The sequence below is a fragment of the Paraburkholderia azotifigens genome (genome assembly GCF_007995085.1).
Classification (GTDB): domain Bacteria; phylum Pseudomonadota; class Gammaproteobacteria; order Burkholderiales; family Burkholderiaceae; genus Paraburkholderia; species Paraburkholderia azotifigens.
Window position 1 is genome coordinate 1568964 of sequence record NZ_VOQS01000001.1, and the last position, 24715, is coordinate 1593678.

Annotated in this window: 26 protein-coding genes; 5 read left to right on the forward strand and 21 right to left on the reverse strand. The window is 63.0% G+C overall.

The features are described from left to right. Positions 1–4: 4 nt before the first annotated feature. A complete protein-coding gene (locus FRZ40_RS06935; protein WP_147234781.1) occupies positions 5–325 on the forward strand; it encodes a putative signal transducing protein in 321 nt (106 codons plus the stop codon). A gap of 24 nt (positions 326–349) precedes the next feature. Here FRZ40_RS06935 and FRZ40_RS06940 read toward each other — a convergent pair whose 3' ends face one another. The 6 genes from FRZ40_RS06940 to rpsP all read right to left on the reverse strand — a co-directional run bounded on the left by FRZ40_RS06940 (position 350) and on the right by rpsP (position 4619). After that, a complete protein-coding gene (locus tag FRZ40_RS06940) occupies positions 350–1288 on the reverse strand; it encodes a CobD/CbiB family protein (protein WP_028369796.1) in 939 nt (312 codons plus the stop codon). Between the two features lie 163 nt (positions 1289–1451). Beyond that, positions 1452–2159, reverse strand: coding sequence for a CoA pyrophosphatase (locus FRZ40_RS06945; protein WP_028369797.1), 708 nt, complete (start codon positions 2157–2159; stop codon positions 1452–1454). 93 nt (positions 2160–2252) lie between these two features. After that, positions 2253–2636 carry a 50S ribosomal protein L19 gene (rplS, locus tag FRZ40_RS06950; protein ID WP_012400181.1) on the reverse strand — a complete coding sequence of 128 codons (384 nt, stop codon included), beginning with the start codon at positions 2634–2636 and terminating at the stop codon, positions 2253–2255. Between the two features lie 144 nt (positions 2637–2780). Beyond that, positions 2781–3548 (reverse strand): tRNA (guanosine(37)-N1)-methyltransferase TrmD, encoded by a 768-nt coding sequence (trmD, locus tag FRZ40_RS06955; protein WP_147233720.1) that lies wholly within the window; start codon positions 3546–3548, stop codon positions 2781–2783. Positions 3549–3572: 24 nt separating this feature from the next. Beyond that, positions 3573–4268 carry a ribosome maturation factor RimM gene (rimM, locus tag FRZ40_RS06960; protein ID WP_147233721.1) on the reverse strand — a complete coding sequence of 232 codons (696 nt, stop codon included), beginning with the start codon at positions 4266–4268 and terminating at the stop codon, positions 3573–3575. A 96-nt stretch (positions 4269–4364) separates the two neighbouring features. Next, positions 4365–4619, reverse strand: coding sequence for a 30S ribosomal protein S16 (rpsP, locus tag FRZ40_RS06965; RefSeq protein WP_012400178.1), 255 nt, complete (start codon positions 4617–4619; stop codon positions 4365–4367). 420 nt (positions 4620–5039) lie between these two features. On the opposite strand from rpsP, the gene FRZ40_RS06970 reads away from it, so the two are divergent. Further along, positions 5040–5507, forward strand: coding sequence for an NINE protein (locus FRZ40_RS06970; protein WP_147234782.1), 468 nt, complete (start codon positions 5040–5042; stop codon positions 5505–5507). 15 nt (positions 5508–5522) lie between these two features. Here the strand turns inward: FRZ40_RS06970 and FRZ40_RS06975 are convergent, their stop codons facing one another. Together FRZ40_RS06975 and FRZ40_RS06980 are read right to left on the reverse strand one after the other, a co-directional pair. Continuing rightward, positions 5523–6662, reverse strand: a complete 1140-nt coding sequence (locus tag FRZ40_RS06975) for a PA0069 family radical SAM protein (protein ID WP_147233722.1) — start codon at positions 6660–6662, stop codon at positions 5523–5525. A gap of 111 nt (positions 6663–6773) precedes the next feature. Then, positions 6774–7262, reverse strand: a complete 489-nt coding sequence (locus FRZ40_RS06980) for an Lrp/AsnC ligand binding domain-containing protein (protein WP_028369802.1) — start codon at positions 7260–7262, stop codon at positions 6774–6776. Between the two features lie 165 nt (positions 7263–7427). On the opposite strand from FRZ40_RS06980, the gene FRZ40_RS06985 reads away from it, so the two are divergent. Then, a complete protein-coding gene (locus FRZ40_RS06985) occupies positions 7428–8714 on the forward strand; it encodes a D-amino acid dehydrogenase (RefSeq protein WP_147233723.1) in 1287 nt (428 codons plus the stop codon). A 72-nt stretch (positions 8715–8786) separates the two neighbouring features. Here the strand turns inward: FRZ40_RS06985 and FRZ40_RS06990 are convergent, their stop codons facing one another. The 6 genes from FRZ40_RS06990 to FRZ40_RS07015 form a co-directional block, all read right to left on the reverse strand. Next, positions 8787–10577: an acyl-CoA dehydrogenase gene (locus FRZ40_RS06990; RefSeq protein WP_147233724.1), complete on the reverse strand. Its 1791-nt coding sequence runs from the start codon at positions 10575–10577 to the stop codon at positions 8787–8789. A 102-nt stretch (positions 10578–10679) separates the two neighbouring features. Continuing rightward, positions 10680–11627 carry an electron transfer flavoprotein subunit alpha/FixB family protein gene (locus FRZ40_RS06995; RefSeq protein ID WP_147233725.1) on the reverse strand — a complete coding sequence of 316 codons (948 nt, stop codon included), beginning with the start codon at positions 11625–11627 and terminating at the stop codon, positions 10680–10682. Positions 11628–11654: 27 nt separating this feature from the next. Then, positions 11655–12404 (reverse strand): electron transfer flavoprotein subunit beta/FixA family protein, encoded by a 750-nt coding sequence (locus FRZ40_RS07000; RefSeq protein WP_147233726.1) that lies wholly within the window; start codon positions 12402–12404, stop codon positions 11655–11657. Between the two features lie 246 nt (positions 12405–12650). Further along, positions 12651–13451, reverse strand: a complete 801-nt coding sequence (locus FRZ40_RS07005) for a MetQ/NlpA family ABC transporter substrate-binding protein (RefSeq protein WP_147233727.1) — start codon at positions 13449–13451, stop codon at positions 12651–12653. A 41-nt stretch (positions 13452–13492) separates the two neighbouring features. After that, a complete protein-coding gene (locus FRZ40_RS07010; RefSeq protein ID WP_028371047.1) occupies positions 13493–14146 on the reverse strand; it encodes a methionine ABC transporter permease in 654 nt (217 codons plus the stop codon). Next, the gene (locus tag FRZ40_RS07015) at positions 14136–15170 is read right to left on the reverse strand and encodes a methionine ABC transporter ATP-binding protein (RefSeq protein WP_147233728.1); all 1035 of its coding nucleotides are present in this window, start codon (positions 15168–15170) and stop codon (positions 14136–14138) included. The genes FRZ40_RS07010 and FRZ40_RS07015 overlap by 11 nt, the downstream gene beginning before the upstream one ends. Before the next feature lie 238 nt (positions 15171–15408). On the opposite strand from FRZ40_RS07015, the gene FRZ40_RS07020 reads away from it, so the two are divergent. Further along, the gene (locus FRZ40_RS07020; RefSeq protein WP_147233729.1) at positions 15409–16287 is read left to right on the forward strand and encodes an alpha/beta hydrolase; all 879 of its coding nucleotides are present in this window, start codon (positions 15409–15411) and stop codon (positions 16285–16287) included. Positions 16288–16293: 6 nt separating this feature from the next. Here the strand turns inward: FRZ40_RS07020 and FRZ40_RS07025 are convergent, their stop codons facing one another. Then, the gene (locus FRZ40_RS07025) at positions 16294–17103 is read right to left on the reverse strand and encodes an enoyl-CoA hydratase (protein WP_028371044.1); all 810 of its coding nucleotides are present in this window, start codon (positions 17101–17103) and stop codon (positions 16294–16296) included. A 32-nt stretch (positions 17104–17135) separates the two neighbouring features. After that, positions 17136–18059 carry a histone deacetylase family protein gene (locus tag FRZ40_RS07030; RefSeq protein WP_147233730.1) on the reverse strand — a complete coding sequence of 308 codons (924 nt, stop codon included), beginning with the start codon at positions 18057–18059 and terminating at the stop codon, positions 17136–17138. 206 nt (positions 18060–18265) lie between these two features. Here FRZ40_RS07030 and mltB point away from each other — a divergent pair, with 206 nt between their 5' ends. Further along, positions 18266–19477 (forward strand): lytic murein transglycosylase B, encoded by a 1212-nt coding sequence (gene mltB / locus FRZ40_RS07035; protein WP_028371042.1) that lies wholly within the window; start codon positions 18266–18268, stop codon positions 19475–19477. An 87-nt stretch (positions 19478–19564) separates the two neighbouring features. On the opposite strand, the gene cysM is transcribed toward mltB, so the two are convergent. From cysM to FRZ40_RS07060, 5 genes are all read right to left on the reverse strand, one after another. Continuing rightward, complete coding sequence (gene cysM / locus FRZ40_RS07040; RefSeq protein ID WP_028371041.1) at positions 19565–20467, reverse strand: cysteine synthase CysM; 903 nt, start codon at positions 20465–20467, stop codon at positions 19565–19567. Between the two features lie 316 nt (positions 20468–20783). After that, the gene (locus FRZ40_RS07045; protein WP_147233731.1) at positions 20784–21152 is read right to left on the reverse strand and encodes a ComEA family DNA-binding protein; all 369 of its coding nucleotides are present in this window, start codon (positions 21150–21152) and stop codon (positions 20784–20786) included. 76 nt (positions 21153–21228) lie between these two features. Further along, positions 21229–22221: an ADP-glyceromanno-heptose 6-epimerase gene (gene rfaD / locus FRZ40_RS07050; protein WP_028371039.1), complete on the reverse strand. Its 993-nt coding sequence runs from the start codon at positions 22219–22221 to the stop codon at positions 21229–21231. 81 nt (positions 22222–22302) lie between these two features. Continuing rightward, a complete protein-coding gene (rfaE1, locus tag FRZ40_RS07055) occupies positions 22303–23301 on the reverse strand; it encodes a D-glycero-beta-D-manno-heptose-7-phosphate kinase (protein WP_051446694.1) in 999 nt (332 codons plus the stop codon). Further along, a complete protein-coding gene (locus FRZ40_RS07060; RefSeq protein WP_147233732.1) occupies positions 23258–24670 on the reverse strand; it encodes a UDP-glucose dehydrogenase family protein in 1413 nt (470 codons plus the stop codon). The genes rfaE1 and FRZ40_RS07060 overlap by 44 nt, the downstream gene beginning before the upstream one ends. Between the last annotated feature and the right edge of the window lie 45 nt (positions 24671–24715).

Genomic DNA, 24715 nt, shown 5'->3' on the forward strand with positions numbered 1-24715 from the left:
CATGATGAAGCTGATGCGCGCGCCCAACGTCGTGATCGGGCAGCATTGGATCAACGTGCTGGCGGCAGCGGGTATCGCGTGCGAACTGCATAACCGCTATCTGAGCGGCGCGATCGGTGAGATTCCGGCGGATCAGTGCGCGCCGGAGTTATGGCTCGTCGACGACCGCGACGAAGCGCTGGCAAGAAGGCTGATCGATGCGGCTCGCAGCGGACCGGCAGCCGATGCACCCCGCTGGCGCTGCGCGCAGTGCGGTGAAATGCTCGAAGCGCAGTTCACCGTGTGCTGGAACTGCGGAACGGCGCGCGATCCTCTGGGTGGCTGAGCGCCGCGTTAGATAAGACCGCCTTCAGGCGAGCCAGACGGCGATCGTCAACATCAGCAGCAGGATCATCCACAGAATGACGGCCCGCCACACCAGCCCCACTGCCGATTGCAGCGTGCGAGGCGTGCAATCGTCGCCGACAGGCATCGGGCCGCCGTCGCCCGTCGCCAGTGCATCGAGGCTCGACACTTCGGCGAGCGGACCTGCCAGCCGCGCGCCCAGCGCACCGCTGCCGGCGGCGAGCAGCACGCCGTCGTTCGCATCGGGCCACTGACGCGCGTGGTTGCGCCATGCATAAATCGCGTCCTCGAAATTGCCGACGATCGCAAAACCGAGCGACGTCAAACGCGCCGGAATCCAGTCGATCACGAAGAACGCGCGCTGCGCGAAGTTGGAGAACGCAACGGTCCGTTCGTCGGTGGGCTTCGACCACGTGCGCGCCAGATACTCGGCCGTGCGATACAGCACCGCGCCCGCGGGACCGACGGGAATCAGGAACCAGAAGAATACGCCGAACACATGCCGATGCGACGCGACGACGGCGTGGATCAGCGTGTGACGCACAATCTCGCTGACGGGCATGTCGACGGTGTCGAGGCCCGTCCATTCGTTGAGGATTTCACGCGCGCGCGGCACGTCATCGTTGTTCAGCGACAGATGGATATCGGTGAAATAGTGGCTGAACTGCCGGAAGCCGAGCGTGAAGTACAGCACCGCGACGTTCCACAGGAACGCGAGCACAAAGTGAATTTCGTACAGCACGAAGTAGATCAGGCCCGTGACGAGCGTCCACGGCAGCACGACCACGAGCCACGCGAGAAAGCCGTGCTTTTCCTTGCCCGCATCGAAGCCGTGCGCAGTCGACTCCGCATGGTATTGAAGGAGCGCCGACACCGGGTTGTTCGGCGACAGCGCGCGCACCTGTTCGAGGATGAGGGCCAACAATACGGAGAAAAAAGTCATGCGAGACGCCGTGCTATTCGAGTTCTTGCCGGGCAGTGTATGCCGGCCGATCTGGTCCGATGAGCGGAATTGGTCATTACGATAGCACAGGGTCGGATGAGGCTGAGTCCCTGCAATGCAAACGTAATACAGCCGATCCGTGTGCTCGTTGCGCTGCTATCCGTCAAGCGGCGAGGAAGCGATAGAAATTGCGCAACATGCCTGCCGTTGCGCCCCAGATGAAGTAATCGGCGCCTGTTCCGCCTGGCGTGCCGCGCGGATAGGGCATTGCAAAAAAACGACGATCGCCGCCTTCCCATGTCAGCACGCGCACTTCGTGGTTCTTCGGATCCATCAGGAAGCGCAGCGGGACTTCGAAGATTTCCGCGACCTCGAAGGTGTCGGCCTGCACCGTAAACGGCGGATGCACGAGACCGACGACAGGCGTCACGCGGAACCCCGTGCCCGTCAGATATTCCGGCAATGAGCCGAGCACCTCGACTCGCGACGGCTCCAGTCCCACTTCTTCCTGTGCTTCGCGTAACGCCGTTGCCGTCGTTGTGGCGTCGTGCGGTTCGTGTCGTCCGCCGGGGAAACTGACCTGGCCTGCGTGATCGTTCAGATGTGCGGTGCGTTGCGTGAGCAGCACAGTAAGCTCTTCTTCACGCACGACGAGCGGTACGAGCACGGCTGCCACCCGCGGATCGCCCGTTTCGCGCCAGCGCACTTCGCGCGATTCCTGCTCCCAGGGCAAATTTTGTTCGAAGCGCGCGCGCAAGCGCTCGGGTGTCAGACGATCGGGCGCGATGGCGGGCAGATCGACGTCTGCCGGTTCGACAGGCAAGCTCTCGGGGTCAAAAACGGGACGGGAAGGACGGGAAGGCGCGGTCAATGGAAGTCTCGAAACGAGCGCTCGTGGGACATAACGCTATTTTGACCTGGCAAACAAAAAAGCACCCGCGAGGGGTGCTTTTTCTTACAGCATTTACGCTTGAGCAGCGCGGTCTTTCGACACCAGCTTCTCTTTGATTCGAGCCGACTTGCCCGAACGCTCGCGCAGGTAGTACAGCTTTGCACGACGCACATCGCCACGACGCTTCACGACGATGCTTGCCAGCAGCGGCGAATACGTCTGGAACGTACGCTCAACGCCTTCGCCCGACGAAATCTTGCGGACGATGAACGACGAGTTGAGGCCACGGTTACGCTTCGCGATCACGACGCCTTCGTAGGCCTGAACGCGCTTGCGGTTACCTTCAACCACGTTAACGCTCACGATCACCGTATCGCCGGGAGCGAATTCGGGAATGGTTTTGCCTGCGAGCGCGCGCTCGATTTCTTCCTGCTCGAGTTTTGCAATCAGATTCATCACTGACTCCTAATGCCATCTTGTCGGCGTTCGTACCTGCCTCGCGCTTCGCGCCCGGCTACGGCCCCGATAGAGGATGGGTTCACATCAGGAACCGGCCACGCATGGGCGGTTCCGCCTGAATCCCGCGTCACAGCCCGAAGCTCAAGGCTTCGATGCGTCCTTCGCGAGATTTGCGAGCCACGCCTCGTCGGCACGGCTCAACAACTTGTTCTTTCTGGCCTGAACGATCAGATCAGGCCGCTTGTGCAACGTGTTGCGCAATGCCTCGCGCCGCCGCCATTGCTCGATTTCCGCATGATGGCCGCCGAGCAGCACATCAGGCACACGCACGCCGTCGTATTCCTCGGGACGCGTGTAGTGCGGACAATCCAGCAAACCATCGACGAAGCTGTCCTGCACCGCCGATTGTGCATCGTTCAGCACGCCCGGCAGATGTCGCACGACGGCGTCGATCAACGCCATGGCCGGCAACTCGCCGCCCGACAGCACGAAGTCGCCAAGGCTGACTTCTTCGTCGACGACGCGATCGATCAGACGCTGATCGATCGCCTCATAGCGGCCGCACAACAGAATCAGACCGGGCTCAGCGGCAAAGCGCATAACCTTGTCGTGATTGAGCGTGTCGCCTTGCGGCGACATCATCACGACGCGCGCGCCACCGATGCCCTGCTCCGCCTGCGCCGCTTTCGCGGCGTTGATCGCATCTTCCAGCGGTTTGGCCAGCATTACCATGCCGGGGCCGCCGCCGTACGGGCGATCGTCGATTGTGCGGTAGTTGTCGGTCGTGAAATCGCGCGGATTCCACGTACGCAAACCATAACGCTCCTGCTTCGCCGCGCGGCTCGTGATGCCCCAGTCGGTCAGCGCGCGAAACATTTCAGGAAAGAGCGTAACGATATCGAACTGCATCGCTCTCTCCGTGAAGCGAACGTTTTAGTAATCGGCTTCCCAGTCGACGATGATCTTCTTCGTCGCCTGATCCACCGTTTTGACATAGACACCGACAAATGGAATCAGGCGCTCGCCGGTGACCGGCCTGCCGTCTTTGCCAGTGGCCGGATACTCGACGCGCAACACTGACTGCGCACCGTTGTCGATCAGATCTGCAACTTTGCCGAGTTCAACGCCTGCCTCATTGATGACATCGAGGCCCAGCAGGTCAACCCAGTAATATTCGTCGGTTCCGAGCGCAGGAAAATCGCTGCGGCGCACGTAGACGCGGTGACCGCGCAACGCGAACGCAGCATCGCGGTCGGCAGTGCCGCCCAGTTGCGCAACGATGCTGTCGCCGTGAACCTTTGACTGCAGGCGGGGCGCCGACTTACGCTCGCGGCCCTTTTCGAGCCACCAGCGCTTCGCGCTGAGCAAGGCGTCGCCGCCCTGACCGGCGTCCGCGTGCGCGGCCACCTTCACCCAACCTTTGAGACCGTATGCGTCGACGATTGCGCCGACTTCCACTGCGTCTTCAGGCCAGCCTTCCGCCGACTCAGCGCGAGCTTCCTGCGCCTCTGCGGCGTTCGCCACGACCTTCTCGACCGGCTTGCGGACGAACGCACCAAATGACGCTTTCGCGCCTGGCTGCGTTTTCGCCTTCGCGCGACCTGAACTACCCGAATCACGCTCCGACATCAGCGAACCTCAAGCCTGCATACGTCAAACCTGCGCACCTCAGACTCGCGCAGAACCACTGCTGCACGAGCCGGCGATGCACCGTAAAAACTGCAATTAAGCAGCCGGTTGCGCCTTTTGCGCTTCCTTCACCAGACGCTGGACGGTCGGCGACAGTTGCGCGCCAACGCCTTGCCAGTACGTCAGGCGATCTTGAGCGATACGCAGCGACTCACCCTTCGTAGCGACCGGGTTGTAGAAGCCAACGCGCTCGATGAAGCGGCCGTCACGACGGCTACGCGAATCGGTTGCGACGATGTTGTAGAAAGGGCGCTTCTTCGAGCCGCCACGAGCCAAGCGGATGATGACCATACTAGAATCCTTGAAAACCGGGGTTCGAAACTACTGAAACACGCGATTATATCCTGAAACCAAAACTACAACAAACACTTAGCGGGATAAACTGAGCCATGGGCTGCGGCGGATGCGCGAATCCGGCCCAGCCGACGCCGAAACAGACCGGACAACCCCTCCGGGGAAGCCGTGAAGGGCCTCACAATAAAGCTTCGCGCCGCAGCCTGCGGGACCGTCGCGCCGACGCCACGCATTGCTTGCTGCGTTGACTCCATGCCGGGCGATCGCGGCGCCAGCCGCACGCTCATCAGGCATTTCCAGCACCCGGCATAACCGGTTGCATGTGCTGCTCGTGGAGTGAGCGGCGTAGAATGCGCGTCGGCTGTGCGCGGGATGCGCAGCCATCGCACGCCATCCGTCATCCTGTCGCTCACGTTCATGGCCACCGTCGCAACGCACAATTCGCGCTTCCGCTCGAAGACCCTTACCGCCGCCCTCGCCTTTTTCTTCGGCACGCTCGGCGCACACCGCTTCTATCTATATGGCCCGCGCGACGTATGGGGCTGGGCGCATCTCGTTGGCACGCTCATCGGCATTCCGGGCTTCATGCTGCTCGCCGCCACCGAGCGCACCGCGATCATGGGCTGGGTGCTCGCGCTTCCCGGCTCCGTGTCGATGCTGGCAGCATTCCTCGGGGCGATCGTCTACGGCCTTCGCCCCGACGAAAAATGGGATGCGCAGTTCAACGCAAACACCGGGCAACAGAGCCGCTCCGGCTGGACTGTCATCTTCGTCGTGATCTTTTCGCTGCTGATCGGCGCGTTCCTGTTGATGACGGGGCTCGCGCTGTCGTTCCAGACCTACTTCGAATCTCAGGTCGAAGCCGCAAAAGCGATCTCACAATAAGCGCCGGCTCAAAATTCAGAAGAGATTCATCTGCAACGAAATTTCCGGCGCCGCGGGCTTGGGCTGCTCCACGCGTCGGAAATGCGACATGTCGAGAATGCCGTGATTGCGCGCATTCAACCCAAGCCGCCGAACCGCGTTCGCAAAACGCTGCTTGAGCAGATCGGCCCACAACCCTTCGCCTTTCATGCGCGTCGAAAACGACGGGTCATAGTCCTTGCCGCCCCGCATATCGCGCACACGGTTCATCACGCGCTCGGCGCGATCGGGGAAATGCGCGTCGAGCCAGCCCTTGAAGAGCGGCGCCACCTCCCAGGGAAGCCTCAGCACGATGTAACTCGCACTGATTGCGCCCGCTTCCGCGCAGGCTTCGAGCACGCGCTCCATGTCCTGCTCCGTGACGAACGGGATCACGGGCGCGATGCTCACGCCCACGGGAATGCCCGCCTCGCTCAGCGCACGGATCGTCCGCAGCCGACGCGCTGGCGTCGCCGCGCGCGGCTCGAGCGTGCGCGCGATGTCGGCATCGAGCGTCGTGATGGTGATCGCCGCCATCATCAGCCCTTTCTCCGCCATCGGCGCCAGCAGATCAATGTCCCGCTCGATCAGCGAATTCTTTGTGATCGCCGCGAACGCCTGATTGTGGTCGCTCATCACCTGGATCACGCGCCGCGTGAGTTGCAAACCGCGTTCGGCAGGCTGCCACGCATCCGTGTTGACGCCGAGTGCAATCGGCTCCGGCACATACGACTTCTTCGCCATTTCGCGCGCGAGCAACTCGGGCGCGTTGACCTTCGCGTAGATCCGGCTCTCGAAATCGAGCCCCGGAGACAAGCCGAGATAGCTGTGCGTGGGCCGCGCGAAGCAATAGATGCAGCCGTGTTCACAGCCGCGATAAGGATTCAGCGACACACTGAACGGAATGTCCGGCGACTGGTTGTGCGTGAGGATGCTCTTCGCACGCTCCTCAAAGACCTGTGTACGCAGCGCGGGACGTCCGCTCTCCTCCTCCGACGGCGCAATCCAGCCGTCGTCGACCGCCTCACGCTGATCTACCTCGTAGCGGCCCTGCAGATTCGTCACCGCGCCCCGCCCTTTGCGCGGAGCAGGCGGCGCGACTGGATACTCGGGAATGTCTCGGTCGTAGTCGGTCACGGCACTCGTCAGAAGCAACGCTGAATACTGTACAAATATACAGTGTTTGCGACTTTTGTCGAGCGCGACTTTGAGGGCCGGTTCAGGGACTGCGGATGGCGCGCAGCGCCTTCATTCGCCGACGGCGATCGTCAGCGTTTCCTTGATTTCTTCCATCACGACATAGCTCTTCGACTGCACCGCGCCGGGCAGTTGCAGCAGGATGTCGCCGAGCAGCTTTCGATAGTCCGCCATCTCGCCGATGCGCGCCTTGATCAGATAGTCGAAGTCGCCCGACACCAGATGGCATTCAAGCACCTCGGGAATCTTCTGCACTTCGCGCCGGAACTGGTCGAACATGTTGCCGCTCTTGTGATCGAGCGTGATCTCGACGAACACCAGCAACGCCGCGCCCAGCTCCGTGGGATTGACGCGCGCGTGGTAGCCGGTGATCACGCCGTCGCGCTCCATGCGCTTGACGCGCTCGATGCACGGCGTTACCGACAGACCCACCTGTTCGGAAAGCTCCTTCATCGCGATCCGGCCGTCGTTCTGAAGGATTTTCAGGATCTTGTGGTCGAGCTTGTCGAGCGCTCGCACCGGATGACGTTGTGTACGCATGGTATTTACTGAAAATCCAAAAAATACGATAACAAAACCTATCGCGACACAAATAGTATAGCGGTTAACACTGGGTATCCGGCATATCACCTCGTCAATCGAACAAATTCACGAGTGCGAGGTTCTCCACTACGCCGCGAGCCCTTCGACCTTTATGGAGCAGCTATGCGAGTCGTCGTTCTGGGCAGTGGCGTCGTTGGGGTAACGAGCGCCTATTATCTTGCGCGCGCGGGCCACGAAGTCACGGTGATCGACCGCGAGGCCGGCCCTGCTCTCGAAACCAGCTTCGCCAACGCCGGCCAGATCTCGCCTGGCTACGCCGCGCCGTGGGCAGCGCCGGGCGTGCCGCTGAAGGCCGTCAAATGGATGTTCCAGAAACACGCGCCGCTCGCCATCCGGCTCGACGGCACGCAATTCCAGCTTCAGTGGATGTGGCAGATGCTGCAGAACTGCACATCCGCGCGGTATGCCGTCAACAAAGGCCGCATGGTGCGTCTCGCCGAATACAGCCGCGATTGCCTGCAGGCGCTGCGCGCCGAAACGGGCATCCAGTACGAAGGCCGCACGGGCGGGACGCTGCAACTGTTCCGCACGCAGCAGCAACTCGATGGCGCCGCGAAAGACATCGCTGTGCTCGAAGAAGCGAACGTGCCGTATGAACTGCTGATGCCCGCCGATCTCGCACGCGCCGAACCGGCGCTCGCCGCGACGTCGCACAAACTGACGGGCGGCCTGCGTCTGCCCGGCGACGAAACGGGCGACTGCCAGTTGTTCACGACGCGCCTTGCCGCGCTCGCCGAACATCTGGGCGTCAAGTTCCGCTACAACACGCCGATCGACGCACTCGCGATGGAACGCGACCGCATCGCCGGCGTGAAGTGCGGCAGTGAGTTGGTGCGCGCGGACAGCTTCGTCGTCGCGCTCGGCTCGTACTCGACGGAGTTCCTGTCAGGCCTCGTCAAGATTCCCGTGTATCCGCTCAAGGGTTACTCGATCACGGCGCCGATCGTCGATGCGAAGTCCGCGCCGGTGTCGACGGTGCTCGACGAGACCTACAAGATCGCGATCACGCGCTTCGACGACCGGATCCGCGTCGGCGGGATGGCGGAGATCGTCGGCTTCGACAAGAAGCTGAAGCAGGCGCGCCGCGAAACGCTCGAAATGTGCGTCAACGACCTGTTCCCGGGCGGCGGCGATACATCGAAGGCGACGTTCTGGACGGGTCTGCGTCCGATGACGCCGGACGGCACGCCGATCGTCGGCCGCACGCCTGTGTCGAACCTGTTCCTGAATACGGGACACGGCACGCTCGGCTGGACGATGTCGTGCGGCTCGGGTCAATTGCTCGCCGATCTGATTTCGGGCAAGCGTCCCGCGATCCAGTCGGGCGATCTGTCGGTGCACCGCTATCTCGGCGAAACGGCGGGTCAGACGCGTCCCGCTTATGCCTGATTTCGCGACTGCTTTTTGATGCAAAAACGGCGCCTTTGAGCGCCGTTTTTGTTTGCTGCATGCGCGGCCTTGTTAAAACTGGTCTTCGTGCAGCGCCAGCATCCCTTCGCCGCCGTTTGCGCTGACGACCGATGCTTCCAGCGCCACGGCCTGCGGCAGCACGTGTTCCGCGAAGAACTGCGCCGTCGCGATTTTTGCGCTGTAGAACGAGGCGTCGTCGTTGAGTTTCGCCTGCGCGGCCAGCATCGCGCGCGCCATCTGCCAGCCGCCGAGCACGATGCCCGCGAGCTTCAGATACGGCACGCTGCCCGCAAACACCGCGTTCGGATCGCTCTTCGCATTCGCCAGGACGAACGCCACCGTCGATTGCAACGCATCATGGCCGCGCGACAGGTGCTTCTGCATCGACTCGAAGGCCGCGCCCTTGTGCTGCTTCAGCGCTTCGACGGTCTGTGCGATGTCCGCGAGCAGCCTGTTTGCCACCGCGCCGCCGTCGCGCAGCGTCTTGCGCCCGATCAGATCATTCGCCTGAATCGCCGTCGTGCCTTCGTAGATCGGCAGGATGCGCGCGTCGCGGTAATACTGCGCCGCGCCCGTTTCCTCGATGAAGCCCATGCCGCCATGCACCTGCACGCCGAGACTCGCCACATCGACGGAAAGCTCCGTGCTCCAGCCCTTCACGACCGGCACCAGGTATTCGTAGATCGCGAGATGCCCGGCGCGTGTCGCTTCGTCGGCGTGGTGGTGCGCGATATCGCTGTGCGATGCGGCGACATACGCGAGTGCGCGCGACGCTTCCGTCAGCGCGCGCATCGTCGAGAGCATGCGGCGCACGTCCGGATGATGAATGATCGATACGGCCTGCTTCGCCGAGCCATCGACGGGACGGCTCTGCACACGCTCTTTCGCGTACGCCACGGCCTTCTGATACGCACGATCCGCGACGGCCACGCCCTGCATGCCGACGGCGAAACGCGCCGCGTTCATCATGATGAACATGTATTCGAGGCCGCGATTCGCTTCGCCGATCAGCTGACCGATTGCGCCACCGTGATCGCCGAATTGCAGAACGGCTGTCGGGCTCGCCTTGATACCGAGCTTGTGTTCGATCGACACGCAATGCACGTCGTTGCGCTCGCCCAGCGAGCCGTCGTCGTTGACGAGGAACTTGGGCACGAGGAACAGCGAAATGCCCTTCACGCCCTCAGGCGCGTCCGGCGTGCGCGCAAGCACCAGATGGACGATATTGTCCGCCATGTCATGCTCGCCCCACGTGATGAAGATCTTCGTGCCGAAGATCCTGAACGAACCGTCGCCCTGCGGCTCGGCGCGCGTGCGCACCAGCGCGAGATCGGAGCCCGCCTGCGGCTCGGTGAGGTTCATCGTGCCCGTCCATTCGCCGGAAATCAGGCGCGGCACGTAGGTCTGTTTCTGTTCTTCGCTGCCGGCGGTGAGCAGCGCCTCGATGGCGCCATCCGTCAGCAACGGACACAGCGCGAACGACAGGTTCGACGCATTGAGCATCTCGATGCAGGCCGTCGCGATCAGCTTGGGCAGGCCCTGGCCTTCGTATTCGACGGGATGCTGCACGCCTTGCCAGCCGCCTGCCGCGAACTGACGGAATGCATCGGCGAAACCGGGCGTTGCCGTGACCTTGCCGTCCTTCCAGCTGCTCGGATTGCGGTCGCCTTCGACGTTCAGCGGCGCCAGCACTTCGCCGCACAGTTTCGAGGATTCTTCGAGTACGGCCTGTGCGGTATCCGCGTTCGCCTCCTCGAGTCCGGGCAGCGCGGCGATATCGTCCAGTCCGGCCAGTTCCTGCATCACGAACATCATGTCCTTGATGGGTGCCGTGTAGCTCATGGTGTGTCTCCTCCCTGGCTCAAATGAAAAAAGAGGCGCTGGATTTTTCATCCTCGCGCCTCTTTCCTGGTGTCGCGCGCCCTCAGACGGCGCGTCGTTCGATCAGCCGAGTTCCTTCACCAGATCGGGCACGACGGCGAACAGATCGCCGACCAGACCGTAATCTGCGACGCTGAAAATGGGCGCTTCTTCGTCCTTGTTGATCGCGACGATGACCTTCGAGTCCTTCATGCCGGCCAGATGCTGAATTGCACCCGAGATGCCGACCGCGATATACAGCTGCGGCGCGACGATCTTGCCGGTTTGACCGACCTGATAGTCGTTGGGCACGTAACCCGCATCGACGGCTGCGCGCGATGCACCCATTGCCGCGCCGAGCTTGTCGGCGAGCGGCTCGAGAACCTTGTTGTAGTTCTCGCCGCTGCCCAGACCCCGGCCACCCGACACGATGATGTTCGCCGACGTCAGTTCCGGACGGTCGAGCTTCGTGACTTCACGACTCACGAACTGCGACATGCCGGAATCAGCCGCGGCTTCGATCTTCTCGACCGCTGCGCTGCCGCCTTCCGCTGCAACAGGATCGAAGCCCGTCGCGCGAACCGTGATGACCTTGATGGGGTCAGCCGATTGCACGATCGCGATCGCGTTGCCCGCGTAGATCGGGCGCTCGAAGGTATCGGCCGAATCGACGGCCGTGATGTCGCTGATCTGCGCGACGTCGAGCTTCGCGGCGATACGCGGCGCGATGTTCTTGCCGTAGGCCGTAGCGGGCGCGAGGATATGCGAATAATCCTTCGCCGGGTCTTGCACAAGCGTCAGCACCGTCGCCTCGACGTTTTCCGCGAGGCCTTCGGCCAGTTGCGGCGCGTCAGCCAGCAGCACCTTCGCGACGCCCGCCACCTTCGCGGCCGCATCCGCCGCGCCTTGCGCGTTGTGGCCAGCGATCAGCACATGCACGTCGCCGCCAATCTTCTGCGCGGCAGCCACCGTATTCAGCGTCGCTGCCTTGAGCGCCGCGTTGTCGTGTTCAGCAATTACCAGAATCGTCATTTCATTCGTCTCCGTGTGCCCGAAAAATCAAAGCACCTTGGCTTCCGTCTTGAGCTTCTCGACCAGCGTCTTCACGTCGGCGACCTTCACGCCAGCCGAGCGTTTCGGCGGCTCGCTGACCTTCAGCGTCTTCAGACGCGGCGTGACATCGACGCCCAGATCTTCCGGCTTCACGGTTTCCAGCGGCTTTTTCTTCGCCTTCATGATGTTCGGCAGCGTCACATAACGCGGCTCGTTCAGGCGCAGATCGGTCGTCACCACTGCGGGCAGCTTCAGCGACAGCGTTTCCGCGCCGCCATCGACTTCGCGCGACACGGTTGCCTTGCCGTCAGCGACGACAACCTTCGATGCAAATGTCGCCTGCGGCAGATTCGCCAAAGCAGCCAGCATCTGGCCTGTCTGATTGGAGTCGTCGTCGATGGCCTGCTTGCCGAGAATCACCAGCTGCGGCTGCTCCTTGTCGACCAGCGCCTTGAGCAGCTTCGCAACAGCCAGCGGCTGCAGGTCTTCATTCGATTCGATCAGGATCGCGCGGTCCGCGCCGATCGCCAGCGCCGTGCGCAGCGTTTCCTGACATTGCGTCACACCTGCCGACACGGCGATCACTTCCGTCGCCACGCCCGCTTCCTTCAGACGCACGGCTTCTTCGACGGCGATTTCGTCGAACGGATTCATCGACATCTTCACATTGGCAATGTCGACGCCCGTGTTGTCCGACTTCACGCGGACCTTCACGTTGTAGTCAACCACTCTCTTGACTGGCACCAGGATTTTCATGCACACGCTCCAAAGTTACGAATACGTCAACCCGACGGACATTATAGCGACAGCCTCTGCGACAGCCGCTCCGGGATTGCTTGGTGTTGAGGATATCGCTCCCCGACAGGGTGACGGAAATAGCGAACGGTCGTGCTATTCTAAACCGGAAAAAACCCGGAGGCCAAGTCCGGGTTCTCACCGATAAGTCTGCGCAATCGCATCGACGCAGGCAGCACGCCCGCGCCTACGCGATTCGACCGGCCATCACCAGGACGCGATCACCGCGCCGCCAAACCTGCTTTCGATGTACTGCTTCACTTCCGGCGAGTGGTAAGCCGCGATCAGCTTCGCCACCCACGGCTTGTTGCGGTCCGCCTCGCGGATCGCAATGATGTTCACGTACGGCCCCTTCGGGTCTTCGATCGCAATTGCATCCTGCTTCGGCTTCAGACCGGCTTCCATCGCGAAGTTCGTGTTGATGGCGGCCGCGTCGACGTCGCCAAGCGAGCGCGGAATCTGCGCGGCATCGAGTTCGACGATCTTCAGCTTCTTCGGGTTCTCGGCGATGTCGAGCGGCGTCGCCTTCAGGCCCGCGTCGGCGCGCAACTTGATCAAGCCCTGCTTCTGCAGCAGCAGCAAGGCGCGGCCGCCGTTGGTCGGATCGTTCGGCACGGCGATCTTCGCACCGTTGGGCAACTCGGCCAGCGACTTGATCTTCTTCGAATAGATGCCCATCGGGAATGTCACTGTATCGGCGACCTTGATCAGCTTGTAGCCGCGGTCCTTCACCTGCGCCTGCAGATACGGGTCGTGCTGGTAGCTGTTCGCGTCGAGATCGCCGCCCGCGAGCGCCGCATTCGGCTGCACATAGTCCGAGAACTCGATGACCTTGATGTTCAGGCCGTTCTTCGCCGCAACCGTCTTCACGACGTCCATCAGTTGCGCGTGCGGGCCGCCCGTCACGCCGACCTTGATCGATTCGTCGGCGAATGCGAGTTGCGATGCGCCCAGCAGGGTCACCGCGCTAAACGCGGCTGCCAGCTTGAAAATGAAACGACGTTGCATAAGACCAAACCTTTTATCTGTTGAAGTTATTTATTTGTGGCTCATTTGTGACTCAAGCGACGCACGAGCCAATCCCCGAACGACTGCACCAGTTGCACGAAAACGATCAGGATCACGACGACCGTCACCATCACTTCCGGCAGAAAACGCTGATATCCGTAGCGGATGCCCAGATCGCCCAGACCGCCGCCGCCGATCGCGCCCGCCATCGCCGAATAGCCGACCAGCGACACGAACGTGATCGTCAGACCGGCGACGATGCCCGGCAGCGATTCCGGCAGCAGCACCTTGAAGACGATCTGCGAGTTGGTCGCACCCATTGCCTGCGCGGCTTCGATCAGCCCGCGATCGACTTCGCGCAGCGCCGTTTCGACGAGCCGCGCGATGAACGGCGCAGCCGCGATCGTCAGCGGCACGACGGCGGCTGCCGTGCCGATCGACGAACCGACGACGAGACGCGTAAAGGGAATCACCGCGACGAGCAGAATGATGAACGGCACCGAGCGCACGGCATTGACGACGACGCCCATCGCGCGATTGAACGGCAGGTTCTGCATCACGCCCTGGCGATCCGTCAGATAGAGCGCTACGCCGAGCGGCAGACCGACGGCCGCGCCGATCAGTCCCGAGATGCCGACCATGATCAGCGTCTCCCAGAACGACTGCACGAACATATCGAACATTTCACTCAACATACGACAACTCCTCCACCACCACGCCCTGTTCGCGCAGGAACGTCATTGCCTGCGCCACCTTCGCTGGTTCGCCGCCCGCAAGCACCGCGAGCGAGCCGAACGCCTGCCCCTGAATCTCATCGATCTGGCCGTGCAGGATGTTGAAGTCCAGTTCGTAGCGGCGAATCGTCTCCGAGAGAATTGGCTGATCGACGCCCGAGCCCGTGAACGCGAGCCGCAGCAGATGGCCGCTGCCCGTCTTCAGACGCTCGGCGACGCGCGCCTTCAGCGCGGGCGGCAGCTCCTGTGCGATCACGTCGCCGATCAGCGCGCGCGTGACTTCGTGATGCGGCTGCAGGAACACGTCGATGACCTTGCCCTCTTCGACCACACGGCCGTTGTCGAGCACGGCGACGCGATCGCACACCTGCTTGATCACTTCCATCTGGTGCGTAATCAGCACAATGGTCAGCTTCAGTTCGCGGTTGATGCGCTTGAGCAAATCGAGAATCGCGCGCGTCGTTTCGGGATCGAGCGCGGAAGTCGCTTCGTCGGACAGCAGCACTTTCGGCTTGCTCGCAAGCGCGCGCGCAATGCCGACGCGCTGCTTCTGCCCGCCGCTGATCTGCGACGGATAGCGATCCTTCTGCGCGGACAGGCCGACCAGTTCGAGCAGCGGCAGCACGTGCGCCTCGATTTCCGCGCGCTTCATGCCCGCGAGTTCGAGCGGTAGCGCGACGTTCTCGAACACCGTGCGCGACGACAGCAGGTTGAAGTGCTGGAAGATCATGCCGATCTCGCGGCGCGCTTCGCGCAGTGGCGCGGCGGGCAGCGTCGTGAGATCGCGGCCGTCGACGACGACGTTGCCTTCCGTCGGACGCGTCAGCAGATTGATCGTGCGCACCAGCGTGCTCTTGCCCGCACCGCTGCGCCCGATGATGCCGAACACCTCGCCCTGAGGAATCGACAGATTGACGTTGTGCAGCGCCTCGACCCAGCCCCGTGGCCCCGGAAAACGCTGTGAAAGATTGCGTAGTTCGATCATGAAAAACGAAACGGCGGACTTGCCAGCGGGCGTCGCACGCCCAAGGCACCGGCCGCCGTGACTTTTATTGGATTTGAGCCGGCGATTTTACCGCAGCCGCGTCATATCCTTTAATAATCGTTTCAGCGACTTTCATAACGGGCAGGAATTAGAGGATTGCTCGAGCGAATCAGATGGGGTCGGTTCTGCAGGTGCCGCTATGATCGTGCGCACCCCAATAATAATCGGACGATAGTCTATGGAGACCTCCCAGGCTGTTCCCTCTGCCGTTGCACCAAGTCCACACCGGTCAGAAGCGCTCACGCGCGACAGCCTCGCGCTGCCGCTCTATCGCTGGCGCGCGGCGGGACTGCGCCGCGCGACGGTCGCGCTCGTCCACGGTCTCGCCGAACACGCGGGACGCTACGCAGCGCTCGCGCAGACGCTGAACGCAAACGGCATCGAACTGATCGCCGTCGACTTGCGCGGCCACGGCAACGCGCCGGGCCGGCGCGCGTGGATCGAACGCTTCGACGAATACCTGCTGGATGTGGAGGCGCTCGTCGCCGAAGCCGCCCGCAACGACGGCCCGCTGTTCCTGATGGGGCACAGCATGGGCGGCGCGATCGCCGCGCTGTACACGATCGGGCAGCAAGCGGATCGTCGGCGCACGCTGAGCGGCCTGATCCTGTCGAGTCCCGCGCTCGCGCCCGGGCGCGACGTGCCGCGCTGGATGCTCGCGCTCAGCCAGAAAATCAGCCGCGTGTGGCCGCGCTTTCCGGCGATGAAGATCGATCCGAAGCTGCTGTCGCGCGATCCGGCCGTCGTCGAGGCGAACGCGAGCGATCCCCTAGTGCATCACGGCGCGATTCCGGCTCGCACGGGCGCCGAGTTGCTGCTTGCGATGCAGCGCATCGAGCAAGGCCGCGCCCATCTACGCACGCCGCTGCTCGTCTGGCACGGCACTGCCGACAAACTCACCGAGCCCGAAGGCAGCCGCGACTTTGGCGCGCACGCCGGTTCGCCGGACAAGACGCTGACCTTCTATGAAGGGAGTTATCACGAGACGATGAACGATCTCGACCGCGAGCGCGTAATCGATGCGCTCGTCGCGTGGATCCTGAAACGTTCGGAATAAGCCGGCTCAGCGGTCCGAGGTCGGTTTCCAGTCCGGCGGCCGCTTGTCGATGAACGCCTGCACGCCTTCGAGCGCCGACTCGTTCATCATGTTGCAGGCCATCGTCTGCCCGGCCAGCTGATACGCGGCTTCGATGCCCATTTCGAGTTGCCGGTAGAACAGACCCTTGCCCGCTTCGACGGCCTCGCGCGGCTTCGCGCAAATGCTCTGCGCGAGCGCGGCGACTTCGATGTCGAGACTGTCCATCGGCACCACGCGATTCACAAGACCTTGCTGCTTCGCGGCCATCGCGTCGATGAAGTCGCCCGTCAGCAGCATTTCGAGCGCGGCCTTGCGCGACAGGTTGCGCGACAACGGCACGGAAGGCGTCGCGCAGAACAGCCCGAGATTCACGCCCGACACCGCGAAGCGCGCCGTATCGGCCGCGACGGCGAGATCGCACATCGCGACGAGTTGACAGCCCGCCGCCGTCGCCGTGCCGTGCACGCGGGCGATCACCGGCTGCGGCATGCGCTGGATCGCGAGCATCAGCTTCGTGCAGCGCGCGAACAGCGACTGGTAATAGTCGAGCGACGGCGCGGCGCGCATTTCCTTCAGATCGTGCCCGGCACAAAACGCACGGCCCGCGCCCGCGATCACCACGACGCGCGCGTCGCTCTTCGCGACCTCCGCGAGATGCGTCTGCATCTCATCGAGCAGCCCTTCGGACAGCGCATTGAACGCGTCCGGCCGGTTCAGCGTGAGACGCACGGCGCCGCGCACGTCATAGGCATCACGCGTCAGTTCGATCAGCGCGCCCGTTGCCTCTGCATTCATGATGCTGTCTCCTCCGCTGCGCGCCAGTGCGTTCAGATATCCGCCAGCGCCCTGACATGCGCGACGACGCTGCGTCCGAGCGCCGACAGGTTGTAGCCGCCTTCCAGACAGCTCACGATGCGCCCTTTCGCATACTTGTCGGCGACCTGGCGGATCTGTTGCGTGATCCACGCATAGTCGTCCTCGACGAGCGCCATGTTGCCAAGATCGTCCTCGCGGTGCGCATCGAAGCCCGCCGACACGAACAGCATCTGAGGCTTGAACGCGTCGAGCCGCGGCAGCCAGATCAGGTCGATCGCCTCGCGCACGACCATGCCCTTCGAGCGTGCCGCGATCGGTACGTTGCACATGTTCGGCGCCTGGTTGTCGGCGCCCGTGAACGGATAGAACGGATGCTGGAAGATGCTGCACATCAGCACGCGCGCGTCGTTCGAAAACGCGGCCTCCGTGCCGTTGCCGTGATGCACGTCGAAATCGATGATGGCGACGCGCTCGAGCTTGTGCACCTCGAGCGCGTGACGTGCGGCTATCGCGATATTGTTGAAGAAGCAGAAGCCCATTGCGCGCGCCGGCTCCGCGTGATGGCCGGGCGGACGCACGCTGCAAAACGCATTGTCGTAGCGGCCTTCGATCACGGCGTCCGTGGCCGCGACGGCGGCGCCTGCCGCGCGCAATGCGGCCGTCCACGTATGCGGGTTCATCGACGTGTCGGGATCGATCTCCGCATAGCCGCTCTGCGGCGAGCGCTCGCGGATGTAGTCGACGTGCGCCTTCGTATGCACGCGCAACAGCGCGGCTTCGTCGGCAAGCGGTGCGGACTCGCGCTCGATCAGCTCGCCGATGCGGCTCGCGATCAGCTGGTCTTCGATCGCCTGCAGGCGGGCGGGGCATTCGGGATGCCACTGGCCCATCTCATGCTGCAGGCAGTCTGCGTGTGAATAGAAACCGGTTGCCATGAGTTGATTGTGAGCAGCGCGCTTCGTGAAGTGCCGCGAAGCCGTGCTACATGTCTCCGTCCATTGACGCAAGCGGGTTGCGCGAATACTACGAACTTACCACACGATGCGCCCAGACCGTGATGCAGCAACGCTTCTGCACAGTTTCGAGAATCCCGTCGGGTATACTGCCCCGTAACTTTTTTGCCCCACAGATCCAGTTAACCATGACCGCCAAGCTTGCTCCGTCCGCACCCCACCGGCTACGCGCAACGACTGTAGCCGCCGCGCTGTCCATCGCATGGTGCGCGTTCGCGGGAGTCGGCCCGGCTTCGGCGCAGACCGTTAACAGCAAGCCGCGCATGCAGCTCGCGCAGAGCCAGCCCGAGCAGCCCACGCAAGGCCAGACGTTCGAAGAAGAGATCGTTCCGCAGCGCTACGCGAACAACGCCGATGTCGACGCGTTCATCAACGACATGGCCGCGCGCTACGACTTCGACACCGCCGCACTGCACGCAATGTTCGCGCGCGTCAGCTATTCGGCGACGGCGGTCAAGCTCGTAACGCCCTCTCCGACACCGTCGATCAAGAACTGGCGCGTGTATCAGGCGCGCTTTCTCGATCCGGTGCGCATCAACGCGGGCGTGAAATTCTGGCGCGCAAACCAGGCGACGCTGCAACGCGCGTACGAGCAGTATGGCGTGCCGCCCGAAGTGATCGTCGGCATCATCGGCGTCGAGACGATTTACGGGCGCTATATGGGCAACTTCCGCGTGCTCGATGCGCTCACCACGCTCTCGTTCGATTACCCGAACACGCCGAATCGCGCGGAACGGATGATCACGTTCCGCAAGAATCTCGAAGACTACCTGGTATGGACGCGCGATTCCCAAATCGATCCGACCACGGTGCTCGGTTCGTACACGGGCGCGATCGGCATTCCGCAGTTTCTGCCGAGCAGCATCGTTCAGTACGCGGTCGATTACGACGGCAACAAGAAGATCGATCTGCGCACGAGCCAGGCGGATGCAATCGGCAGCGTCGCCAATTATCTGAAGCAGAACGGCTGGGAAACGGGACGTCCCGTCGTGTGGAACATCGCGACGGACACGGGCAGCCTTGGCATCGCGCAAGCCGGTGCGACGGGCGCGCCGGAGCCGCGCTGGTCGCTACAGCAGTTGCTGAAGGCGGGCATGCTGATGAACGAGCCGGGGCTCGACACACGGACGGAAGCTGGCACACCCGTCACCGTCGTCGATCTGCCGTCGCCGGGCCGGCCCACGGAATACACGCTCGGCCTGAAAAATTTCTACGTGCTCACGCGCTATAACCGCAGCTTCTTCTACGCACTGGCCGTATACCAGCTCGGCGAGCGCGTAAAGGCGCAGATGGCGACAACAGACGCAGGCAATGCGTCGATGCCGGCGGCATCGCAGTAATCGCTTTCACGCGACCATGAAAAAACGCCGGCACATGCCGGCGTTTTGTTTTGTTCAGGTGCGGATGCTGCGCGCCGCGCGTTCGCATTACGCAGGGAACACGCCCGTCGACAGATAGCGGTCGCCGCGATCGCAGACGATGAACACAATGGTCGCGTTCTCGACCTGACGCGCGATGCGCAGCGCGACTTCGCAAGCGCCCGCCGACGAGATGCCGCAGAACACGCCTTCGACAGCCGCCATCCGCCGCGCCATCGCTTCCGACGCCGCCTGGCTCACGTTCTCGACGCGATCGATACGGCTGCGGTCGAAAATTTTCGGCAGATACGCTTCCGGCCATTTGCGGATACCCGGAATGCGCGAGCCCTCTTCCGGCTGCGCACCGATGATTTCGATCGACGGATTCTGTTCCTTCAGATACTGCGACACGCCCATGATCGTGCCCGTCGTACCCATCGCGGACACGAAGTGCGTGATGCGGCCTTCCGTGTCGCGCCAGATTTCGGGGCCCGTCGCTTCGTAGTGCGCGAGCGGATTGTCCGGGTTGCCGAACTGGTCGAGGATGATGCCCTTGCCTTCGCGCTGCATCTGCTCGGCGAGATCGCGCGCGTATTCCATGCCGCCCGTCACGGGCGTCAGCAGGATCTGCGCGCCATACGCGGCCATGCTCTGACGGCGTTCCAGCGACAGGTCTTCCGGCATGATCAGGATCATCTTGTAGCCGCGGATGGCCGCTGCCATCGCGAGCGCAATGCCCGTGTTGCCGCTCGTCGCTTCGATCAGCGTGTCGCCCGGCTTGATGCGACCGCGCAGTTCCGCCTTCTTGATCATCGACAGCGCCGGTCGGTCCTTCACCGAACCCGCAGGATTGTTGCCTTCCAGTTTGCCGAGCACGACGTTGTTGCGCGCGCGAATATCGTCGTCCACGACGCGGACGAGCTGGATGAGGGGCGTATTGCCGATCGTGTCTTCAATCGTTTTGTAAGCCATGTCGGTTGCGTGCTATGACGGTGCGCGGAGTCTTGAATCCGTCGATTCTAAACTACCGGACGTAGCGCTGCCGGCAGCCCCTGCCGCGTGCATGGATGCTTGCGCTGCGCTTTTCGCTCACGCAGGCCGCCGGACTTACGCAAAAAGCCGCGACAGGCTGGATCTGCCGCGGGAGCCAGTCATCTGAACGACGGCTGAAGGAGTAGCCTGTGGCGACCCCGACCACGGGAAGCGATGAGACGGAGGCGAGCGCCTGATGCGCGTCATGCCATGCCGACACGCATCAGGCCCGCAGTTCGTGCGTTCAGATCAATGGCTACTTCTTGACCACCACGGCCGTGTCGCTTTTCGCAGCGGACGCGGACTTCGCGTGCGGCGCCCCAGCCTGTGCGCCAGCAGCAGCGACAGCCGTCGCACCAGCGCCTGATGTGCCGACAGCGAGGCCCTCGGCCTGCAAACGCTCGACCGTATGGCCGCCGAGACCCTTGACCCGCTTGCTGAGATCCGCCGCGTCCTTGAACGGGCCGTGGGCTGCGCGTTCGTCGAGAATGGCTTTCGCCTTCGCAGGACCGATGCCCTTGATGCCGCGCAGCGCGGATTCGTTAGCGGAGTTGACGTCGACGGAAGCGAACGCCTGGCCGAAAGCGGCGAGCATGGCCGCCGTGACGAGGATTTTTTTGAGCATATGGAATCTCCCTGAAACACCGGCCGGTGACGATCACCGACCGGGAGACCCCAGTGTAGAGAGGCGTACGAACGAATTACACCTGGCCGGATAGCCAACGCACGTAGCGATCGACGCCTTCCTGCACCGTCAGGAACGGCGCGTCGTAACCCGCCGCGCGCAGCTTCGTCTGATCGGCCTGCGTGAAGCACTGATACTTGCCGCGCAGTGCATCGGGAAACGGGATGTACTCGATCAGCCCGCGCTGCACCAGCTCCGCGAGCGACAGCGCCGGCTCGCCGTCGAGCGCGCGCAGCGTGTTGACAACCGTCGACGCGATGTCGTTGAACGGCTGCGCACGCCCGCTGCCCAGATTGAAAATGCCCGACTTCTCCGGATGATCGAAGAAGTACAGGTTCACCTTCGCCACGTCTTCGACGGAAACGAAATCGCGCGTCTGCTCGCCCGCTGCGTAGCCGTTGTACTCGCCGAACAGCTTCACCTTCCCTTCCGCGCGGAACTGGTTGAAGTTGTGGAACGCGACGGACGCCATGCGCGCCTTGTGCGACTCGCGCGGCCCGTACACGTTGAAGTAGCGGAAGCCGGCAATCTGGCTCTTCGCCGTGGGCAGCACGCGCCGGATCACCTGGTCGAACAGGAATTTCGAATAGCCGTATACGTTGAGCGGCGCCTCGACGTCGCGCTCCTCGACAAAGCGCGTCGAGCCGCCGTACGTCGCCGCCGACGACGCATACAGAAACTGCACGCCCTGCGCGAGACACGCATCGAGCACCGCGCGGCTATAGCGGAAGTTGTTGTCCATCATGTAGCGGCCGTCGGTTTCCATCGTGTCCGAACAGGCGCCCTCATGGAAAATCGCGCGCACCTTGCCGAAGTCACCGCGCGCGAAGCGCTCGACGAATTCCGTCTTGTCGAGATAGTCGTCAATTTCGCAGTCGACGAGATTCTTGAACTTGTCGGCACGTGTCAGGTTGTCGACGGCGATGATGCGGTCTTCGCCGCGCTCGTTGAGCGCCTTGACGATATTGCTGCCGATAAAACCAGCCGCGCCGGTGACGATAAGGGTCATGGTCGTCCTGCAGTGGTGAGAGTCAACGGATGCTGAGATGAACTGCCGCGCGCCATGCGATGCAGCGGGCGCGCGCAAGCATCAGTGAAAGAGTTCGTCGTAGTCGACAGTGGCCGTGCCGAGCTTGGCGACCACGATGCCGGCCGCGCGATTCGCGAGCGTCACGGCTTCGTCGAGCGGCAGGCCCGCGCCGAGCATCACGGCGAGCGTCGCGATCACGGTATCGCCTGCGCCCGACACATCATACACTTCGCGGGCTACGGCCGCCGCGTGCAGCTTGCCTGCGTCCGAGAAGAGCGTCATACCCTCTTCCGAGCGCGTCAGCAGCAGCGCCGTCAGTTCCAGCTCGGTGCGCAGCTTCGTCACGCGCTCCAGCAGATCGGCCTCGGACTTCCACTGCCCGACCACCTCGCGCAACTCCGCGCGGTTCGGCGTGATCAGCGTGGCGCCGCGATAGCGCTCCCAGTCGTCGCCCTTCGGATCGACCAGCACAGGCTTGCCGGCCGCGCGCGCTTTCGCGATCATCTGCGTGACGTGCGTGAGGCCACCCTTCGCGTAGTCCGACATCAGGATCACGTCGTGATCGGGCAGCAACGCGTCGTAGCGCGCGAGGCCCGCGAGCAGCGCCTCGTGCGCGGGCGCCTTCTCGAAGTCGACGCGCAGCAGCTGCTGCTGACGCGACAGCACCCGCAGCTTGATCGTCGTCGGCAGTTCGGGATCGCGCTCCAGATACGGCGCGACACCGCTATCGCCGAGCAGCTGGATGACGCGCTCGCCCGGCTCGTCGTGGCCGACCACGCACAGCAAGCCGGCCTGCGCACCGAGCGCCGCCGCGTTGCGCGCGACGTTCGCAGCGCCGCCCAGGCGGTCTTCCTGCCGCTGCACCAGCACCACGGGAACGGGCGCTTCCGGCGAGATCCGGTTCACGTCACCGAACCAGTACCGGTCGAGCATCACATCTCCGACCACCAGCACACGCGCTGCGGCGAGCCGCTGACGCGCGACGATGCCGACCTCGGGCGCGAGCGTCGCGCCTTCAGGCACGGTCGGAGTCGGATGAAGATTCAGCGGGTCGTGCATAGGGACGTCCAATCGAGTGATAGTCGATGCCGAGTTCGGACATCGCCTCCGGTTCATACAGATTGCGGCCGTCGAAAATCAACGGCGTTTTGAGCTGCGTCTTCAGATGGGCAAAGTCCGGGCTCTTGAATTCCTTCCACTCCGTGACGATGACAAGCGCATCGGCGCCTGCGAGCGTCTCGTCCTGCGTGCTCGCGAAATGCAGACGTGCCTGCTGCTCGGGCGCGTCGACCAGATCGAGCGCAAACACGCGTTTGGCTTCCGCTGTTGCGACGGGATCGTATGCATGCACCGTTGCGCCGCGCGCGAGCAGCTGCGCGATCACGCGACGGCTCGGGGCCTCGCGCATGTCGTCGGTATTCGGCTTGAACGACAGGCCCCACACCGCAAACTTGCGGCCGCTCAGATCCTCGCCCAGCGAGCCCGTGATCTTGCGCACGAGCACTTCCTTCTGCTCGTAATTGACGTCTTCGACGGCTTCGAGAATGCGCAGGTTGTGGCCCATTTCCGCACCCGTGCGGATCAGCGCCTGCACGTCCTTCGGGAAGCACGAGCCGCCGTAGCCGACGCCCGCGTACAGGAAGTGGTAGCCAATGCGCGGGTCCGAACCAATGCCGCGGCGCACGGACTCGATATCCGCGCCGACGGTATCGGCCAGATTCGCCATCTCGTTCATGAACGAGATGCGTGTGGCCAGCATCGCGTTGGCCGCGTATTTCGTGAACTCGGCCGAGCGCACATCCATGTACAGCGTGCGTTCGTGGTTGCGGTTGAACGGCGCGTACAGACGGCGAATCTTTTCGCGCGCCTTGTCGCCGTCCTCGTCACTGTCCACGCCGACTACGATGCGGTCCGGGCGCATGAAGTCCTCGACGGCCGCGCCTTCCTTCAGGAACTCCGGGTTCGACACGATCGAAAAGCGGTGCTGCGCGCTGTCTTTGAGGCCGCGCTTCGCCAGTTCTTCCGCGATCACGCCGCGCACGCGCTGTGCGGTGCCGACGGGCACGGTCGACTTGTCGACGACCACCTTGAACTCGTTCATCGTACGGCCGATGTTGCGGGCCGCTTCGAGCACGTATTGGAGGTCGGCCGAACCGTCTTCATCGGGCGGCGTGCCCACCGCGATGAACTGGACTTCACCGTGCGCGACGCTTGCCGCGACGTCGGTCGAAAACGTGATGCGCCCTGCCGCGCGCGAACGCGCGATGATTTCCTGCAGGCCCGGCTCGTGAATCGGCATGCCGCCGTTGTTGAGAATGTCGATCTTCCGCGGATCGACATCCAGACAGAAGACGTCGTTGCCGACCTCGGCAAGACATGCGCCCGTGACAAGGCCTACATAACCCGTGCCGATAATGGTGATTTTCATACGCTTCCCGGTAGATGATGCGGGTTCAATGTTCGACGCTTCGAT

Excerpts from the sequence above, each read along its gene's own strand:
- FRZ40_RS06935 (WP_147234781.1), top strand. The coding sequence starts at position 5 with ATGAAGCTGATGCGCGCGCCCAACGTCGTGATCGGGCAGCATTGGATC.
- FRZ40_RS06940 (WP_028369796.1), bottom strand. The coding sequence starts at position 1,288 with ATGACTTTTTTCTCCGTATTGTTGGCCCTCATCCTCGAACAGGTGCGC.
- rplS (WP_012400181.1), bottom strand. The coding sequence starts at position 2,636 with ATGAATCTGATTGCAAAACTCGAGCAGGAAGAAATCGAGCGCGCGCTC.
- trmD (WP_147233720.1), bottom strand. The coding sequence starts at position 3,548 with ATGCAGTTCGATATCGTTACGCTCTTTCCTGAAATGTTTCGCGCGCTG.
- rimM (WP_147233721.1), bottom strand. The coding sequence starts at position 4,268 with ATGTCGGAGCGTGATTCGGGTAGTTCAGGTCGCGCGAAGGCGAAAACG.
- rpsP (WP_012400178.1), bottom strand. The coding sequence starts at position 4,619 with ATGGTCATCATCCGCTTGGCTCGTGGCGGCTCGAAGAAGCGCCCTTTC.
- FRZ40_RS06970 (WP_147234782.1), top strand. The coding sequence starts at position 5,040 with ATGGCCACCGTCGCAACGCACAATTCGCGCTTCCGCTCGAAGACCCTT.
- FRZ40_RS06980 (WP_028369802.1), bottom strand. The coding sequence starts at position 7,262 with ATGCGTACACAACGTCATCCGGTGCGAGCGCTCGACAAGCTCGACCAC.
- FRZ40_RS06985 (WP_147233723.1), top strand. The coding sequence starts at position 7,428 with ATGCGAGTCGTCGTTCTGGGCAGTGGCGTCGTTGGGGTAACGAGCGCC.
- FRZ40_RS06990 (WP_147233724.1), bottom strand. The coding sequence starts at position 10,577 with ATGAGCTACACGGCACCCATCAAGGACATGATGTTCGTGATGCAGGAA.
- FRZ40_RS06995 (WP_147233725.1), bottom strand. The coding sequence starts at position 11,627 with ATGACGATTCTGGTAATTGCTGAACACGACAACGCGGCGCTCAAGGCA.
- FRZ40_RS07000 (WP_147233726.1), bottom strand. The coding sequence starts at position 12,404 with ATGAAAATCCTGGTGCCAGTCAAGAGAGTGGTTGACTACAACGTGAAG.
- FRZ40_RS07005 (WP_147233727.1), bottom strand. The coding sequence starts at position 13,451 with ATGCAACGTCGTTTCATTTTCAAGCTGGCAGCCGCGTTTAGCGCGGTG.
- FRZ40_RS07010 (WP_028371047.1), bottom strand. The coding sequence starts at position 14,146 with ATGTTGAGTGAAATGTTCGATATGTTCGTGCAGTCGTTCTGGGAGACG.
- FRZ40_RS07015 (WP_147233728.1), bottom strand. The coding sequence starts at position 15,170 with ATGATCGAACTACGCAATCTTTCACAGCGTTTTCCGGGGCCACGGGGC.
- FRZ40_RS07020 (WP_147233729.1), top strand. The coding sequence starts at position 15,409 with ATGGAGACCTCCCAGGCTGTTCCCTCTGCCGTTGCACCAAGTCCACAC.
- FRZ40_RS07025 (WP_028371044.1), bottom strand. The coding sequence starts at position 17,103 with ATGAATGCAGAGGCAACGGGCGCGCTGATCGAACTGACGCGTGATGCC.
- FRZ40_RS07030 (WP_147233730.1), bottom strand. The coding sequence starts at position 18,059 with ATGGCAACCGGTTTCTATTCACACGCAGACTGCCTGCAGCATGAGATG.
- mltB (WP_028371042.1), top strand. The coding sequence starts at position 18,266 with ATGACCGCCAAGCTTGCTCCGTCCGCACCCCACCGGCTACGCGCAACG.
- cysM (WP_028371041.1), bottom strand. The coding sequence starts at position 20,467 with ATGGCTTACAAAACGATTGAAGACACGATCGGCAATACGCCCCTCATC.
- FRZ40_RS07045 (WP_147233731.1), bottom strand. The coding sequence starts at position 21,152 with ATGCTCAAAAAAATCCTCGTCACGGCGGCCATGCTCGCCGCTTTCGGC.
- rfaD (WP_028371039.1), bottom strand. The coding sequence starts at position 22,221 with ATGACCCTTATCGTCACCGGCGCGGCTGGTTTTATCGGCAGCAATATC.
- rfaE1 (WP_051446694.1), bottom strand. The coding sequence starts at position 23,301 with ATGCACGACCCGCTGAATCTTCATCCGACTCCGACCGTGCCTGAAGGC.
- FRZ40_RS07060 (WP_147233732.1), bottom strand. The coding sequence starts at position 24,670 with ATGAAAATCACCATTATCGGCACGGGTTATGTAGGCCTTGTCACGGGC.